Below are 15,799 nucleotides of genomic sequence, written 5' to 3' on the forward strand. Positions count from 1 at the left end.
AAAAAAATAAAAAATGCAATTGGTTACCAACTGCATTTTTTATTTTTATACAGCACGTTGTACTTTTCCAGAACGTAAACATCTAGTACATACATGTATAGTTTTTGGAGTACCATCTACAACGGCTTTGATTTTTCTTATATTAGGAAGCCATGTTCTTTTAGATTGACGGTGTGAATGACTGTATTGAACACCAGCAACAAGACCTTTTCCGCATATATCACATTTTCTTGACATAGTCTACACCTCCCTTAAACGTGCGAAATTAACTTTTCGCAAACAAGTTATATTTTATCATATATTGTATAAAATATGCAAGTAAAAATTACTGATAGAATAAATTTACAAGAAGTATTTAAAATCATTGAATAATTATCTGTTTTAATATAAAATGGTAGTGTGTTATGCATTTATGTGAGGAGGAATATAGTATGATGCAAATTTCCAATGAAAATGGTTCTATAAATTTTTCTGTGGAAACACTTGCTAATATAGTTGGCATATCTACGATGGAGTGTTATGGAGTAGTTGGAATGGCTTCAAAAAATGCTTCTGATGGATTTTGGGAACTTATAAAAAAAGGCGGAAATTTAGGTAGAGGTGTTAAAATAAACTCTAAAGATGATAAATTAAATATAGAACTTTATATTATAGTTGAATATGGAACAAAAATATCTGTAATAGCAAATAACATAATTCAAAAGGTTAGATATAATGTTGAAAACTATACAGGACTTAAAGTATCAAGCTTAGTGGTGAACGTTCAAGGCGTAAGAGTTTAAGGAGGTACAAGAATTGGAACACTTAACTATAGATGGGCATAATTTTTATAATATGATTGTAAATGCATGCAATAAATTAGATGAACAAAAGGACTTTGTTAATTCTTTGAATGTATTTCCGGTACCAGATGGTGACACTGGAACAAATATGTCCATGACATTTAGAAATGCTGTACTTGAGATAGAAAATATGAAAAATGAAGGCATAGGAAGTATAGCAAAGAAATTATCCAAAGGTGCACTCATGGGAGCAAGGGGTAATTCAGGGGTTATACTTTCTCAAATACTAAGAGGAATAGCAAGCGGTTTAGACGGCCTTAATAAAGTAGATAGTGAACAGTTTGCTAAGAGTATAATGGAAGGCTCAAAATTTGCGTATAAGGCTGTAATGAGACCTACTGAAGGAACAATACTCACAATTATAAGAAGCGCCGGTGAAAGTGCAGTAAATAGTAAAGAAACAGATATAACAAGGCTTATGTCTGAAGTATGTGCTGCTAGTGAAAAAATGTTAAAGAAAACTCCGGATATGCTTCCAGTTTTGAAAAAAGCAAAGGTTGTAGATTCAGGTGGAACAGGGCTTTTAATAATTCTTAAGGGAATGCAGGAAGCATTAGAAAATAACATTGAAGCAGTTCTTGAGGGAGTTAAAAAATCTAGTGATGTAACTAAGCCTAAGGCTGAAGATATTAGTGATGCTGAAATAAAGTTCGGTTACTGCACTGAATTTATAATACATTCAGGAACTTCAAGTGTATCAGAATTTAGAGATGATATATCAAAGCTTGGGGATTCTATGATAGTTGTAAATGTAGATGACATAACTAAAGTTCACATACACACAAACGATCCAGGTCTTGTATTATCTAAGGCAGTTAAATTAGGAGAGCTTTCTAAAATAAAAATAGATAATATGAGGGAAGAACATAGAGAAGTTTTAGGACTTAAAACTGAAGGCTCAAGTAGTGAAACAACAGAAGAAGCTAATGAAGATCAGGAAAAAGATTTTGGATTTATATCTGTAGCTTCTGGAGAAGGTATTGCAAAGATATTTAAGGATTTAGGAGTTGATTTTGTAATTGAGGGCGGACAGACAATGAATCCAAGTACTCAAGATATACTTTCAAGTATAAATTCTATAAATGCAAAAAATATTTTTGTATTCCCTAATAATAAAAATATTATCATGGCAGCCAATCAGGCTAGTGAATTAAGTGATAAAAATGTTGTAGTAATACCTACAAAAACAATTCCACAAGGAATAACTTGTATGACTGAGTTTGAGTATGATGGAGATGTGGAAAAAAACAAAGAAAAATTAACTAAAGCTATAGAAAAAGTAAAAACAGGATCTATTACTTATGCGGTAAGAGATACTGATGTAGATGGTAAAGTCGTAAATGCAAATGATATACTTGGTATAGTTGAAGGAAAGATAAAGGAAACAGGAAAAGATATATATCAGGTTTGCGAGAAGATAATAGATGGTATGGTAGATGAAGACAGTGAGCTTATATCTATATACTATGGAAAAGATTGCAGTGAAATAAAAGCGAGAGAATTATCTAAAATAATTGAAGATAAATATCCGGATTTTGATGTACAATTAACTGAAGGAAAGCAACCATTATACTATTTCATAGTTTCTGTAGAGTAGCTTACAGTTTGTAATGATTTGAAAATCCTGTAAGTATATTATTTAAAGTGGCAAGTTAAAGTGGCAGGTGAATTAAAAATGTTCTATCTTGAAGTTTTTAGAAAGTCACCGTACATTTAAAACTTGTCACTTTTATTATTAATTATGGGAGGATACATAATGAATATTAATGACGATATTGCAACACTTAAAGGAGTAGGTCCTAAAACGGCTTTGAAATTAAATAAATGTGGTATATTCACTATACTAGATTTGCTTCTATATTTTCCAAGAGATTATGAGAATTTATCTCTTATGTCTAATATTCTGGAAGTTGAAGATGGACAAAAGGTTATAGTGAAATGTACACCTTTAAGGTTAGAAAAAGAATTTAGATCGAAAAGCCGCAAAACTGTAACTAAAATAATATTTTCAGACGGTAAAACTACATTTAGCGGTATATGGTTTAATCAGCCGTATATAAAGAATAAATTTAAATATAATGAAACATATACAATCATGGGAAAAATAAAAAGGACTAAAAATGAAATAACTATGAATAATCCTATACCAGTGGAAAATAGAAGTTCAAGTGATGAAAAGATAGTGCCTAAGTATGCACTTTCTGGAACTTTGAAAAATACTTTTTTTATAAGATTGATATTTGAGCTTCTTCAAAACATTAAAATTGATGAAAATATGCCTGAGTGGATTATAAAGAAAAATGCATTTCACAGCTTAGATGAGTCACTTAGAGAAATTCACAGTCCTAGAAATATGCTTGAACTAAGGGAAAGTACAAGAAGGCTTAAGTTTCAAGAATTATTTACATATTCACTTAAAGTTTTAATGCTTAAAGAGTATATTAAGAAGAATAATAAAGGTTTTGCATTTAAAATAGCTCCTGAACTTATTAAATTGAAAGAAAGTCTTCCTTTTAAATTAACAGAGGCACAAAATTTGGTTATAAGAGAAATTCTAAAGGATGAAAAGAGACCTCAGGCTATGAACAGGTTAGTTCAGGGAGATGTTGGCTCTGGAAAGACAATTGTGGCCTTAATTGCTATATTTAATGTTATAAAGAACGGATTTCAAGCAGTTTTGATGGCACCTACAGAGATACTTGCAAAGCAGCATTTTGAATCTGCAAATACTCTTTTTAAAGAATTTAATATTAGAATAGAGCTTTTAACAGGAAGTGTTACTGATAAAAATAAAAGAATAATAAAAGAGAAGCTTAAAGACGGAGAAATAGACCTTATAATAGGGACTCATGCTTTAATAGAAGATAATGTTGAGTTTAGTAATTTGGGAATAGTTGTAACAGATGAACTTCATAGGTTTGGTGTCATGCAGAGAAACAGGTTATTTAATAAGGGAAATAATATAGATGTACTTGTTATGACTGCAACGCCGATACCAAGAACCCTAGCATTGTATCTTTATGGCGACTTAGATGTATCTATAATAGACACACTTCCACCAGGAAGAAAAGAAGTAAAGACACTTTGTATTAAGAAAAATAGCAGACAAAAAGCTTATAATTTTGCCTTAAATGAAATAAAAAATGGCAGACAGATATATGTGGTATGCCCACTCGTTGAAGAAAATGAGAAGCTAGAGCTTACATCTGTAGAAAAATTGTATGAGGAGCTAAAAAGCAGTTATTTTAAAGGCATAAAAATAGAAATGCTTCATGGAAAAATGGCTCCAAAAGAGAAAAATGCTATAATGGAAAGATTCAATAATAAGGAAACAATAGTTTTAGTGTCAACTACAGTTATAGAAGTAGGAGTTAATGTTCCAAATGCCAGTGTAATGATAATAGAAGATGCACAGCGTTTTGGACTTGCACAACTTCACCAGCTTAGAGGAAGAGTGGGAAGAGGACAATATCAGTCTTATTGTATGCTAGTTGCAGAAATGAAGAATAAGGTTGCAGAAAGAAGAATGGAAATAATGTGCTCAAGTAGTGATGGTTTCTACATATCAGAGGAGGACTTTAAACTAAGAGGAAGTGGCGAAGTTTTCGGTATAAGACAAAGTGGAGAAGATGGACTTATTTTATCTGATATAATACAGGATATAAGTATATTACGAGAAGCCAACAGTGCAGCTAAAAAACTGATTATAAGTACAGAAAAAAGTGACATTGTGATAAAAAAGTCAATAGTTAAAAGTTTAAAAAATACATCAAAGTACATATGTTTTAATTAAAATTAAAATATTTTGTATAATATGTCTTTGTATGATAAAATATAAACTAATGTATTTTTTATATTAGGAGGATAAATATGAGAATAATATCTGGCAAAGCTAAGGGGAGAAAGATTTTACCACCTAAAGGAATGGAAACAACTAGACCGACTTTAGATAGGGTAAAAGAGGCGATGTTTAATATAATACAAAACGATGTTCCTGAAGCTGTTGTCCTCGATATGTTTTCAGGTACAGGAAGTTTGGGACTTGAGGCTGCAAGCAGAGGGGCAAAAGTATGTTATTTAATTGACAAAAGCCCTATTACATATCCAATACTTAAAGAAAATGTTGAAAATTTAAGATTTGATGAAGAATGCAAAACCTTAAATATGGATTCTTATGAAGCTGTAAGGTATTTAGCATCCAAAGGGAAGGAATTTACATTAATATTTATAGACCCTCCTTATGCTAAGGAAATGATACCGCCGGCTATAGATTTAATATGTGAGAAAAAATTGCTGACAAAAAGTGGACTTATAGTTACAAAAATAGATTCCGATGAAAAGATATATGAGGGAAATAATGAAATTATCATGGTAGACCATAGAAAATATGGTAAAACTATTGTATGTTTTTACAGATACAAGGAGGACAAAAAATGAAGGTAGCAGTATACCCAGGAAGCTTTGACCCAATTACAAATGGACATTTAGATATAATAAGTAGAGCTTCTAAAGTATTTGATAAAGTAATAGTTGGGGTTCTTATAAATCCAGAAAAAAAAGGCATGTTTTCTGTTGATGAGAGAGTAGATCTTATCAAAAGAGTCATAAAACCATTTAATAATGTTAGTGTTCAAAGTTTTAGTGGTCTTCTTGTTAATTTTATGGAAAATAATGATTCCAACGTTATGATAAGAGGTTTGAGGAGTGTGGGAGATTTTGAATACGAGCTTCAAACTTCACTAATGAATAAGAAACTCAATCCTAATGTTGAAACTGTATTTATGATGACTAGTTTAGAGTTTTCATTTTTAAGTTCCACTGCTATTAAACAGGTTGCTGTGTTTGGAGGATGTATCAAAGAATTGGTGCCAGATGAAATTATAGATGATGTTTTAAGAAAAGCAAAAGAATTTAATTAATTATAGAAAAGCAGAACTAATTAAATTTGTTTGTATGAATGTTTTTCTATATTTATAGGGAGAGATTGGTCATGAACGTGGTTAAGTTATTAGAATATTTGGGGGATATTGTTGATACTTCTAGCAAAGTTCCGCTTTCAAATAAAGTTATGGTAAATAAAAAGGAGATTTTAGATGTTATTACTCAAATAATGAGTGAAATGCCTGAGGAACTAAAAAAATCTCAATGGATACTTAGTGAGAAGGATAAAATTTTAAATGATGCAGTTAAAGAGGCTAATGAAATAAAAAAGCAGGAAATTGAAACTATAAAAATGCAGATAGATAAGCACAGTATAACATTAGAAGCAGAAAAAAGAGCTAGAAAACTACTTGAGGATGCTGAAAATGAGGCCAAGCAAATTAAGTTATCTGCCCTTCATTATGTTGATGAGCTCTTGTGTCATCTAGATAGTCAATTAGATGATAGACAAGAGCAGTTTAATGAGAAGGTTCAAAGAGAAGCACAAAGTCTTTCAATTAATGTACAAAATGATTTTAATAGTATAAGAGAAATAATAAAAAACAATATATCAGAGATTAGAGAAGTTAAATAGTCTTTTTTATTTTGTATATAAGTATAGGTAATACAGCTAAAATTACTGCCACAGTAAAAAAGTGAGAAGGACTTAAAAAGTTATTATTTGCATTAAAAGTGCTTATTGTGTTATTTACATATAAAAACTTGAAAAGTAAAAAACATATTATACTGCTTATTACACCTTGAATTACTTTTAATGATATAAATTTTAAGTATGATATTTTATATTTTCCTATAAAAGAGTATATTTGAGCTATGACGCATAGACCTCCAAAAGATGAAAGAAAACTTATTGTTATCACTTTTAGTTCAATTGGAAAGCTGCTAGAAGATAGCATGGAGGAGCCGTTAGTCATTTCTACAATTCCAAGTATAAATGTTTTGATAAAACTTGCTTCACTGTTTTTAAAAATAACGCTTTGTTTTAAAATACCTATTATAACTGAAAAAATTATTATAAAGCTCATTACTTGCAGTATTACCTTTACTGCATTTTCTGTACTTGTTTTAAGAGCAGTACCAATGGAATGTTTTTCGCTAACATTCCATTTAGTTTTTTTTGTAGAAAAATCATCTTTTTTATTAGGAAGAATTATTCCCATTGCTATACATGATAGATAACATGAAATAAGAAGAATATAACCTAAATACTTATTTTTTAGCATAGATGTTCCAACTGCACCTATAATAAATAAAGGTCCTGGGTTGGAAGCTATATTTACAAGCCTTTCAAAGGTAGAAAAGCTAATTATATCATTTTCGTATAAATCAGCAGCATACTTTGCCCCTAAAGGATATCCACATAAAAAACTTACCATTAGCACAATTGACGCTTTTTTTGGCAGCCTTTGGGGAAGACAAAGGATTGGCCCTAGAAGTTTAGAATATATCTCAATTCCATCGTAGCATATTATTAAATTTGTAATAATTAAGAATGGAAACACATAGGGGAAAACGCTGAAGAAAAACAGCTTGGCCCCAGATATTGAGGCTGATATACAAACCTCAGGTTTCAAGATAATAAACAATATAATTAATGAAAGAAAAATTGTCATTATGTAATTTGATGCAGTACTTAAATGAAGCTCCTTTATAAGCAAAAATAAAAGAGCTGTTATTAAGAATATAATAATAAGTAGAAAAAAAATTATCAAGTGAAAAAACTCCCCCAATTAATGTTTATATAAATAATATATTTTTCTTTCAAATATATATTACTTAAACTATGATAATTTTTCTATAATAATCATCTAGAGGGTTTACACTTTTATTTATCAAGCTGTAGGCCTTGGTTGCATTTATATCTAAAGATAGTGCATCAAAGTTATAATTATTAACCTTAGTTATTAAAGGAATGGAGCTTGTTTTTTTAAATTCTTTTAAAGCATATTTGCCTTTTTCATTAAAACCTAGAATTCTAGCATAAGGGCAGGGGGAATTTCTTAAACTTTCTGTATTATAACAGTCAAACCCAATAAAATACTGGGTTAATATCCTAGAAATACGTGAATAGGTATATCGTTTATTTTTTGTCAATGTCATTAATGAATCCATATTTGAGCACTTAAGTAGAGAATTATATATTTTATTATCTATACCTTCTGACACATCAGGCAGTTTATTTAAAGATTCTTTACTTGTAAGAGCCTTATATTTTATATAGTCAAAAATGTAATCCTTATAGCATAGGCTATTAATATTATCCGATATCAAATCAAAAGTTTTTTTTGGAACTTGATATCTAAGAGTAGAAATCTCTTTTTTTGATTTCAGTGCATTTCTTATAGCAGAAGCACTTGAGATTGTTTTTAGTTCTAAATCATTATAGTTATTACCCTCTCTTTTTATAGTATATGGTTTTATATTACTTTTTAGCTTAATTAGACTCTTGCAGTATTCCACACCAAGTATGTTATTTGAGGAGGATAAAATATCGTGATTTAATCCATGATCTACTTTTGACAATGATGAATTTAAGTACATCTCTAGTGCATGCATTCTTGATTTTGGAAAAGAAAACCCTTGATTTAAATAGTCCTTTAAAATTGACTTATATTCATAGGGTTCATCTACAAGTATCTTTGAAATCAAATATATGTCATGCATTTCTCCTTCTTCGCTTCCAAAGCATATATTTGAAACGCTGCCAAGAGAGTTAAGAAGGCTTACAGCTCCGTATGCAAAGAACTCCGCAGAGGATAAAGAATATACGCAGGGAAGTTCTATAACTAAATCAACTCCTGAAGAAAGAGCTGCATAAGCTCTTGACCACTTATCTATTATTGCTGGTTCACCTCTTTGAACAAAGTCCCCACTCATAACACATAGTATTACATCGCTTTTACAAATTTCTTTTGTTTTTTCTAAATGATGAATATGTCCATTATGCATTGGGTTGTATTCAGCAATTATTCCAGTAATGTTCAAATTAATCACCTCAAAACGATTATACAGTATTTTCAATTTCAATTTCAATTAAATGCAAACTTAAATGCAATTTTTAAAAAAAAAGAGTATATGGAGTTTTAAAGTATAAAATCCCAAAATTATCATTGTTTTAAAATCAATACAAGAAAAAAAGATGTTGCAAAAATATTAAAGGTTATGTTATAAAGTATGTATAGTAAAATGTATTCGATTTGAATTTTTAGGTTAATATAATTATTGGCATTATGAAGGGAGAAAATACAAATGGATTTAATAGAAAGCATATGGGAGTGTGCTAAGCAAGACAAAAAAAGGATAATATTAGCTGAAGGTGAAGAAAAAAGAAATCTAATTGCCGCAGATAAAATTATCAAAGAGGGATTAGCAGAGCTTGTTCTTGTAGGTGATGAAAATAAAATTAAAGAAAAAGCAAGTGAGTTGAATCTTGACATTTCGAAGGCTGAAATAATGGATCCAGAGACATCACTAAAAACAGAAACATATGCTAGAGATTTTTATGAACTTAGAAAACACAAAGGAATGACTATTGAAAAATCTGAAAAAATGGTAAGAGATCCTCTTTATTTTGCAACAATGGCTTTAAAAGATGGCTATGTTGATGGAATGGTTTCAGGAGCTGTTCACACAACTGGAGATTTATTAAGACCAGGACTTCAAATTATAAAAACTGCACCAGGAGTTAAAATAGTATCAGGATTCTTTGTTATGATAATACCTGACTGCGATTATGGTGAAGAGGGTCTTTTATTATTTGCAGATTGTGCTGTAAATCCTAACCCAACATCAGATGAACTAGCTGATATTGCTATAACTACAGCTGAAACAGCTAGAAAATTATGTAACGTAGAGCCTAAAGTTGCGATGCTTTCATTCTCAACTATGGGAAGTGCAAAAGGCGAAATGGTAGATAAGGTTAAAAATGCTGTTGAAATCACAAAGAAATTCAGACCGGATCTTGCTATTGATGGTGAGCTTCAGCTTGATGCTGCAATAGATAGTGAAGTAGCGGCTTTAAAAGCACCTTCTAGTAATGTTGCAGGAAATGCAAATGTTCTTGTATTCCCAGATCTTCAAACAGGAAACATTGGGTACAAGCTTGTTCAAAGATTTGCAAAAGCAAAAGCAATAGGACCTATATGTCAAGGATTTGCAAAACCTATTAATGATTTATCAAGAGGCTGTAGCTCAGAGGATATAGTAAATGTTGTTGCTATAACTGTTGTTCAGGCTCAAAGAGGTATATAAGGAGGATTTTTATGAAAAACTTAGTTATTAACTGCGGTAGTTCATCAATCAAATACCAGTTTATAGATATGAAGGATGAAACTGTACTCGCTAAAGGATTAGTTGAAAGAATTGGAATAAAAGGATCTGTAATAACCCATAAAGTAAATGGAGAAAAATATGTTACAGAAACTCCTATGGAAGATCATAAAAAGGCTATAAAGCTTGTATTAGATGCTTTATTAAATGATGAATATGGTGTTATAAAAAATATTGATGAGATATCAGCAGTAGGACACAGAATCGTTCATGGTGGAGAAAAATATGCAAACTCAGTTTTAATAGATGAAGATGTTATGAAGTCTATAGAAGATTGTGTGAGTCTTGCACCGCTTCATAATCCACCACACATAATAGGAATTAATGCTTGCAAGGAATTAATGCCAAACGTTCCTATGGTTGCAGTATTTGATACAGCATTCCATCAAACTATACCTGATTATGCATATATGTATGCTATTCCATATGAATATTATGATAAATACAAAATAAGAAAATATGGTTTTCATGGAACATCACACAAATATGTATCAAGAACAGCTGCAGAATTTATAGGTAAAAAAGTAGAAGATTTAAAAATGGTAGTATGCCATATGGGAAATGGTGCTAGTATTACAGCTGTAGAAAATGGTAAATCAGTAGATACAAGTATGGGATTTACTCCTCTTGGCGGTCTTGCTATGGGAACTAGAAGTGGAGATATGGACCCAGCAGTAGTAACTTTTTTAATGGATAAATTAAATATAAATGCTTCTGAAGTAAATAATCTATTAAATAAAAAGTCAGGTATTGAAGGCTTAAGTGGAATAAGCAGCGATATGCGTGATATTAAAAAAGGAAACTATGTAGATAAAGACCCTAAAGCTATGCTAGCTTACAGTGTATTTAACTATAAAATAAAGCAATTTATAGGTTCATATACTGCAGTTATGAATGGATTAGACTGTTTAGTATTCACTGGTGGAATAGGTGAAAATTCATTTGAAAATAGAAGAGAAATATGCAAAAACATGGATTATCTAGGAATAAAAATTGACGATAAGAAAAATGATGAAACTATGGGAATACCAATGGATATAAGTGCAGAAGGTTCTAAAGTTAGGGTACTTGTAATTCCAACTAATGAGGAGTTAATGATTGCAAGGGATACCAAAGATATAGTAGGCAAGTTAAAATAAAACTTGACATTTATTTTGCATGCTTATATAATAAATTATGGCTGCGTTAATGATTTAACATTAAAACAGTTTATTTTTGTGAATTTGAATAAATATAACTTATTGACTTAGGAGCTTATAATAACATGTTAGATGTTTCTGATTTAATAACCAAAAAAGTCGACAAAAAAGATGTCGACATTCAGCTTGGTATGACGTATTTTGATTATGACTCTGAAGAATCCAAGATTTTTAGAGCCATTAACCTTAAAAGGTAAATTGTTGATGGATAATAGTATTATACCTTTGTATGCTGAAGTTAAGGGCATTGTTGAACTTACTTGTTCACGCTGTCTTCAAAAATTTCCTTACGATATTGATTTGGAAATAGACGAAAAGTTCACCGACAATCCCGAAAATAAGGATGATGAAGTCATCTTTATAAATAATTATGAAGTAGATATAAATGAAATCGTTGAAAACAATATTATACTTTCTCTGCCTATAAAAAAGTTGTGCAGGGAAGATTGCAAGGGCTTGTGTCCTATGTGTGGCACAAATTTAAATATATCTACATGCAATTGTCATGAAGATAATATTGACCCAAGATTTGCAAAGCTTAAGGATTTGTTTTCAAATCATTAAGGAGGTGTATACAAGTGGGAAATCCAGCTAGAAAATTTTCAAAAGCTAGAAGAGATTCAAGAAGAGCTCAAACTTTTAAATTAAGTTTACCTGGAATGGTTGAATGTCCAAATTGTCATGAAATGAAGCTTGCACATAGAGTTTGCAAGAAATGCGGTTACTATAAAGGTAAGGAAATAGTTGCTGTAGAAAAGTAGTTAAAAGAAAGTCTCGTGGCTTTCTTTTATTTTTTTAATTTACAGACATGTTAATTTAACCCAAAGTGAGGTGTGAATTATGATAATAGCTATTGATGGAATGGGTGGAGATAATGCTCCCGAGGCTGTTGTTAAAGGATGTGTAGAGGCTATTAAAGGCAATAGTAGCATACACATTATAATAACAGGTCCCAGTGACAAAATCAGTGCCGAACTAAAAAAATACACTTTTAACGAAGAAAGTATAGAAATAGTTGATGCTAAGGATGTTATAACTAACAATGAACATCCTGTTATGGCAGTAAGAAGAAAAAAGGAATCATCTCTTTATAAGGCTTTAAATCTTGTAAAAGAAGGAAAAGCAGATGCTGTTATTTCAGCAGGTAGTACAGGGGCATTAATGGCAGGTGCTACACTTATGATAGGAAGAATAAAAGGGATAGATAGAGTAGCTCTATCACCTATTATGCCAGGAAAAAATTCTCCTTTTATGGTAACAGATGCTGGAGCAAATGTTGATTGTAAGCCTCAATATCTTGTTCAATTTGCACTTATGGGTAAAATATATTTTGAAAGTGTACTAGGCGTTAAAAAACCGACTATAGGACTTGTTAATATAGGTGCAGAGGAAGAGAAGGGTAATGAATTAACTAAAAGTGCATATAAGCTTCTAAAAGAGTCAGGACTTAATTTTGTTGGCAATGTAGAACCAAGAGATGCATCTACTGGTGATGTTGATATATTAGTATGTGATGGATTCGTTGGAAATACTCTTTTAAAAATGTATGAAGGTGTAGCTTTAAATTTATTTAAAATGCTTAAAAGTGAAATTACATCATCTACAAGAGCAAAAGTTGGAGCATTGATGTTAAAACCCGTTCTAAAAGATTTTGCGAAAAAATTTGATTACAGTGAATATGGAGGTTCGCCTTTCCTAGGTTCAAAAGGTATAGTTATAAAAGCTCATGGAAGTTCAAATTCAAAGGCTTTTAAAAATGCAATAAATCAAGCTGTATCTTGTAGTGAAAATAAAATAATAGATAAGATTTCCAGGCAATTAGAAGAGCTAAATTAAATATTACGAATAATTTAACTGTATAAAGTAATAGAATTTAGTATATAAATATTGACGACAGCAATTATATGTAATATTATCATAATAGAGTTTAGGAGGTGAAAACATGGTATTTGAAAAAGTTAAGGACATAATAGCAGATCAACTTGGTATTGATGCAACTGAAATAAAAATGGAATCCTCTTTTATTGATGATTTAGGAGCTGATTCTCTTGATATAGTTGAACTGATAATGGCTTTAGAAGAAGAATTTGATATAGAAATGCCTGATGAAGAGGCTGAAAAAGTTTCAAGTGTAGGCGATGTAGTTAATTACATAAAAGCTCATACAGAAGAGTAAAAGAAGTCCCGTTTTATGCGGGACTTTATACTTAAAATAAAGTTTATTCTTGAAATTATTAATTATACATAATGTGTATGTAGATATCTGTAATTTGAAGAATGCACTTATAAGGAGTGAATTTCAATGGAAGAAGAAAGATTATTAGAGGAACTTGAAAGTAAATTAGGTATAGAATTTCAAAATATAAATCTCCTTGTTACCGCACTTACTCATAGTTCATACGCAAATGAAAATAAGAATGCTGAATATAATGAAAGGCTTGAATTTTTAGGGGACGCAGTTCTTCAGCTTTCTATATCAGAATACTTCTTTAAGAAGTACCCAACTATATCAGAGGGGGAACTTACCAAAAAGCGTGCACTTGTTGTTTGTGGTATGTCCCTTCACTCAATAGGGGAAAGATGGCAGCTTGGAAAATATATAAGAATGAGTCATGGTGAGGAGCTTACAGGAGGGCGTACACGAGTTTCTATTATAGCTGACTGCGTTGAAGCAGTAATTGCTGCTATATATCTAGATAAGGGGTTTGACACTGCTAAAAATTTTATCTTGAGGGAGTTTGAAGGTACAATACAAAATGCAGTAGAAAACAAAATAATACTTGACTACAAAACGAGACTTCAGGAAATTCTTCAGTCAAAAGGAAAAACTGATATAAAATACACTCTTGTAAGGCACGAAGGTCCACCTCACAGAAGAAAGTTCTTTGTTAATTTGAATTTTGATAATGATGTTAAAAGTACTGGTGAGGGATACACAAAAAAAGATGCAGAACAAGATGCTGCATGTAAAGCATTGAAAGGATTGGATAATTAAATGGGCAAATCTCACTATATAATACCTATTTTTGTTCCACATGAAGGATGTCCGCATGACTGTGTATTTTGCAATCAGAACACCATTACTGGTGAGGAAAGCAAAGTTAATGGTGACTATGTAAAAAGTACTGTAGAGGATTACCTAGATACTATTCCTAATAAGAGTGCAACTATAGAAATATCCTTTTTTGGTGGAACCTTTACTGCGATAAACATAGAAAAGCAAAAGGAGCTTCTTTCTGTTGCAAGGCATTATAAGGAAATAGGTAAAATTAAATATATAAGATTGTCAACCAGACCTGATTATATAGATGATGAAATACTTACCAATCTAAAAAATTATTCCGTTGATATAATAGAACTTGGTGTACAGTCACTTGATAGTGAAGTCCTTTTAAAATCAGGAAGAGGTCATACTAAAGAAGATGTAGTAAAAGCATCTAGGCTTATAAAGAAATATGGTTTTACTCTAGGCCATCAGATAATGCTTGGTTTACCCGGTGATAATGCTGAAAAGGACATAGAAACCACAAGGAAAGTAATTTGTATGAAGCCAAATATATGTAGAATTTATCCAGCGCTTGTAATAAAGGATACGGCAATGGAGAAAATGTATAATAGGGGTATATATAAGCCCTACGATATTGAAGAGTGCGTTGAAATTAGCAAGATTGTTTTTGGTATGCTTTTTGCAAATGATATTGAAGTTATAAGAATTGGACTTCAACCTACAGAAGAGATAAATACTGACGGTGAGTTAGTAGCAGGTCCATTTCATCCTGCATTTAGAGAGCTTGTTGAAGGAAGTATTATGAATGAAATGATTTTTGATAACTTAAAGGAATGTGAATCAAATACTGTGGATATATACTTAAATCCAAAAGATATATCGAAGTTGTATTCAAATAAGAAGACCTTTTTTTACAGTATGAAAGATAAGTTGAATAATTTAAGAATTAATGTTATTCAGAATCCAGAGGTGGAAAAAGATACTTTAAAGATGAATTTTGACGATAATTGTAAAATAGTATCAAAATATGAATACTTAAAAGTAAAATACAAAGAAGGAAAATAAAGTATTTTATAGAATATATAACCTCGTAAACTAATTTTATTGGGGGTATATATTTTATGGAAGTATTAAAAGTATCAGCTAAATCTCAACCTAAATCCGTAGCAGGTGCATTAGCAGCAGTTCTTAGAAATAGTAATTCTGCTGAAGTACAGGCGGTAGGAGCTGGAGCTATAAATCAAGCAGTAAAAGCCATAGCAATAACTAGAGGATTTGTAGCTCCTAATGGAATTGATCTTGTTGTTGTTCCAGCCTTTGCTGAAATATCTATTGAAGGCGAAGATAGAACAGCAATAAAATTTATAGTTGAATCAAGATAGAGAAAAACCGTGTTATCACGGTTTTTTATTGAATTTTTTTATAAATTAATATAAACTTATAGTGTTTACATTTTTAAATTTTATGAAAGGAAGATACGT

18 protein-coding genes are annotated in these 15,799 nt (G+C 30.9%); 15 read left to right on the top strand and 3 right to left on the bottom strand.

Going from position 1 to position 15,799, the window contains the following annotated elements:
- Window positions 1-45 precede the first annotated feature (45 nt).
- A complete protein-coding gene (gene rpmB, locus CA_RS09000) occupies window positions 46-237 on the bottom strand; it encodes a 50S ribosomal protein L28 (RefSeq protein ID WP_010965040.1) in 192 nt (63 codons plus the stop codon).
- A gap of 194 nt (window positions 238-431) precedes the next feature.
- On the opposite strand from rpmB, the gene CA_RS09005 reads away from it, so the two are divergent.
- From CA_RS09005 to CA_RS09030, 6 genes are all read left to right on the top strand, one after another.
- The gene (locus CA_RS09005) at window positions 432-782 is read left to right on the top strand and encodes an Asp23/Gls24 family envelope stress response protein (RefSeq protein ID WP_010965041.1); all 351 of its coding nucleotides are present in this window, start codon (window positions 432-434) and stop codon (window positions 780-782) included.
- A gap of 13 nt (window positions 783-795) precedes the next feature.
- The gene (locus CA_RS09010; RefSeq protein WP_010965042.1) at window positions 796-2,439 is read left to right on the top strand and encodes a DAK2 domain-containing protein; all 1,644 of its coding nucleotides are present in this window, start codon (window positions 796-798) and stop codon (window positions 2,437-2,439) included.
- A 159-nt stretch (window positions 2,440-2,598) separates the two neighbouring features.
- Window positions 2,599-4,635 (top strand): ATP-dependent DNA helicase RecG, encoded by a 2,037-nt coding sequence (gene recG / locus CA_RS09015; protein ID WP_010965043.1) that lies wholly within the window; start codon window positions 2,599-2,601, stop codon window positions 4,633-4,635.
- Window positions 4,636-4,712: 77 nt separating this feature from the next.
- A complete protein-coding gene (rsmD, locus tag CA_RS09020) occupies window positions 4,713-5,279 on the top strand; it encodes a 16S rRNA (guanine(966)-N(2))-methyltransferase RsmD (RefSeq protein ID WP_010965044.1) in 567 nt (188 codons plus the stop codon).
- Window positions 5,276-5,761: a pantetheine-phosphate adenylyltransferase gene (gene coaD / locus CA_RS09025; RefSeq protein ID WP_010965045.1), complete on the top strand. Its 486-nt coding sequence runs from the start codon at window positions 5,276-5,278 to the stop codon at window positions 5,759-5,761. The genes rsmD and coaD overlap by 4 nt, the downstream gene beginning before the upstream one ends.
- Before the next feature lie 71 nt (window positions 5,762-5,832).
- The gene (locus tag CA_RS09030) at window positions 5,833-6,357 is read left to right on the top strand and encodes a hypothetical protein (RefSeq protein WP_010965046.1); all 525 of its coding nucleotides are present in this window, start codon (window positions 5,833-5,835) and stop codon (window positions 6,355-6,357) included.
- Here CA_RS09030 and ylbJ read toward each other — a convergent pair.
- Both ylbJ and CA_RS09040 read right to left on the bottom strand, forming a co-directional pair.
- Window positions 6,350-7,495 (bottom strand): sporulation integral membrane protein YlbJ, encoded by a 1,146-nt coding sequence (gene ylbJ / locus CA_RS09035; RefSeq protein WP_010965047.1) that lies wholly within the window; start codon window positions 7,493-7,495, stop codon window positions 6,350-6,352. The genes CA_RS09030 and ylbJ overlap by 8 nt on opposite strands.
- Window positions 7,496-7,559: 64 nt before the next feature.
- A complete protein-coding gene (locus tag CA_RS09040; RefSeq protein ID WP_010965048.1) occupies window positions 7,560-8,768 on the bottom strand; it encodes a nucleotidyltransferase in 1,209 nt (402 codons plus the stop codon).
- A gap of 264 nt (window positions 8,769-9,032) precedes the next feature.
- On the opposite strand from CA_RS09040, the gene pta reads away from it, so the two are divergent.
- From pta to CA_RS09085, 9 genes are all read left to right on the top strand, one after another.
- A complete protein-coding gene (gene pta / locus CA_RS09045; protein WP_010965049.1) occupies window positions 9,033-10,034 on the top strand; it encodes a phosphate acetyltransferase in 1,002 nt (333 codons plus the stop codon).
- An 11-nt stretch (window positions 10,035-10,045) separates the two neighbouring features.
- Entirely contained in the window at window positions 10,046-11,251 is a 1,206-nt protein-coding gene (locus CA_RS09050; RefSeq protein ID WP_010965050.1) for an acetate/propionate family kinase, read from the top strand.
- 264 nt (window positions 11,252-11,515) lie between these two features.
- Window positions 11,516-11,875: a YceD family protein gene (locus CA_RS09055; RefSeq protein WP_341271486.1), complete on the top strand. Its 360-nt coding sequence runs from the start codon at window positions 11,516-11,518 to the stop codon at window positions 11,873-11,875.
- 14 nt (window positions 11,876-11,889) lie between these two features.
- Window positions 11,890-12,072: a 50S ribosomal protein L32 gene (gene rpmF / locus CA_RS09060; RefSeq protein WP_010965052.1), complete on the top strand. Its 183-nt coding sequence runs from the start codon at window positions 11,890-11,892 to the stop codon at window positions 12,070-12,072.
- A gap of 79 nt (window positions 12,073-12,151) precedes the next feature.
- Complete coding sequence (gene plsX / locus CA_RS09065) at window positions 12,152-13,147, top strand: phosphate acyltransferase PlsX (protein ID WP_010965053.1); 996 nt, start codon at window positions 12,152-12,154, stop codon at window positions 13,145-13,147.
- A 106-nt stretch (window positions 13,148-13,253) separates the two neighbouring features.
- Complete coding sequence (gene acpP / locus CA_RS09070; RefSeq protein ID WP_010965054.1) at window positions 13,254-13,487, top strand: acyl carrier protein; 234 nt, start codon at window positions 13,254-13,256, stop codon at window positions 13,485-13,487.
- 126 nt (window positions 13,488-13,613) lie between these two features.
- Complete coding sequence (gene rnc, locus CA_RS09075) at window positions 13,614-14,306, top strand: ribonuclease III (protein WP_010965055.1); 693 nt, start codon at window positions 13,614-13,616, stop codon at window positions 14,304-14,306.
- Entirely contained in the window at window positions 14,307-15,383 is a 1,077-nt protein-coding gene (locus tag CA_RS09080) for an elongator complex protein 3 (protein WP_010965056.1), read from the top strand.
- A 56-nt stretch (window positions 15,384-15,439) separates the two neighbouring features.
- Entirely contained in the window at window positions 15,440-15,700 is a 261-nt protein-coding gene (locus CA_RS09085; RefSeq protein WP_010965057.1) for a stage V sporulation protein S, read from the top strand.
- Window positions 15,701-15,799: the final 99 nt, after the last annotated feature.

Origin of the sequence: Clostridium acetobutylicum ATCC 824 (assembly GCF_000008765.1) — a bacterium.
Taxonomy (GTDB): Bacteria; Bacillota; Clostridia; order Clostridiales; family Clostridiaceae; genus Clostridium_S; species Clostridium_S acetobutylicum.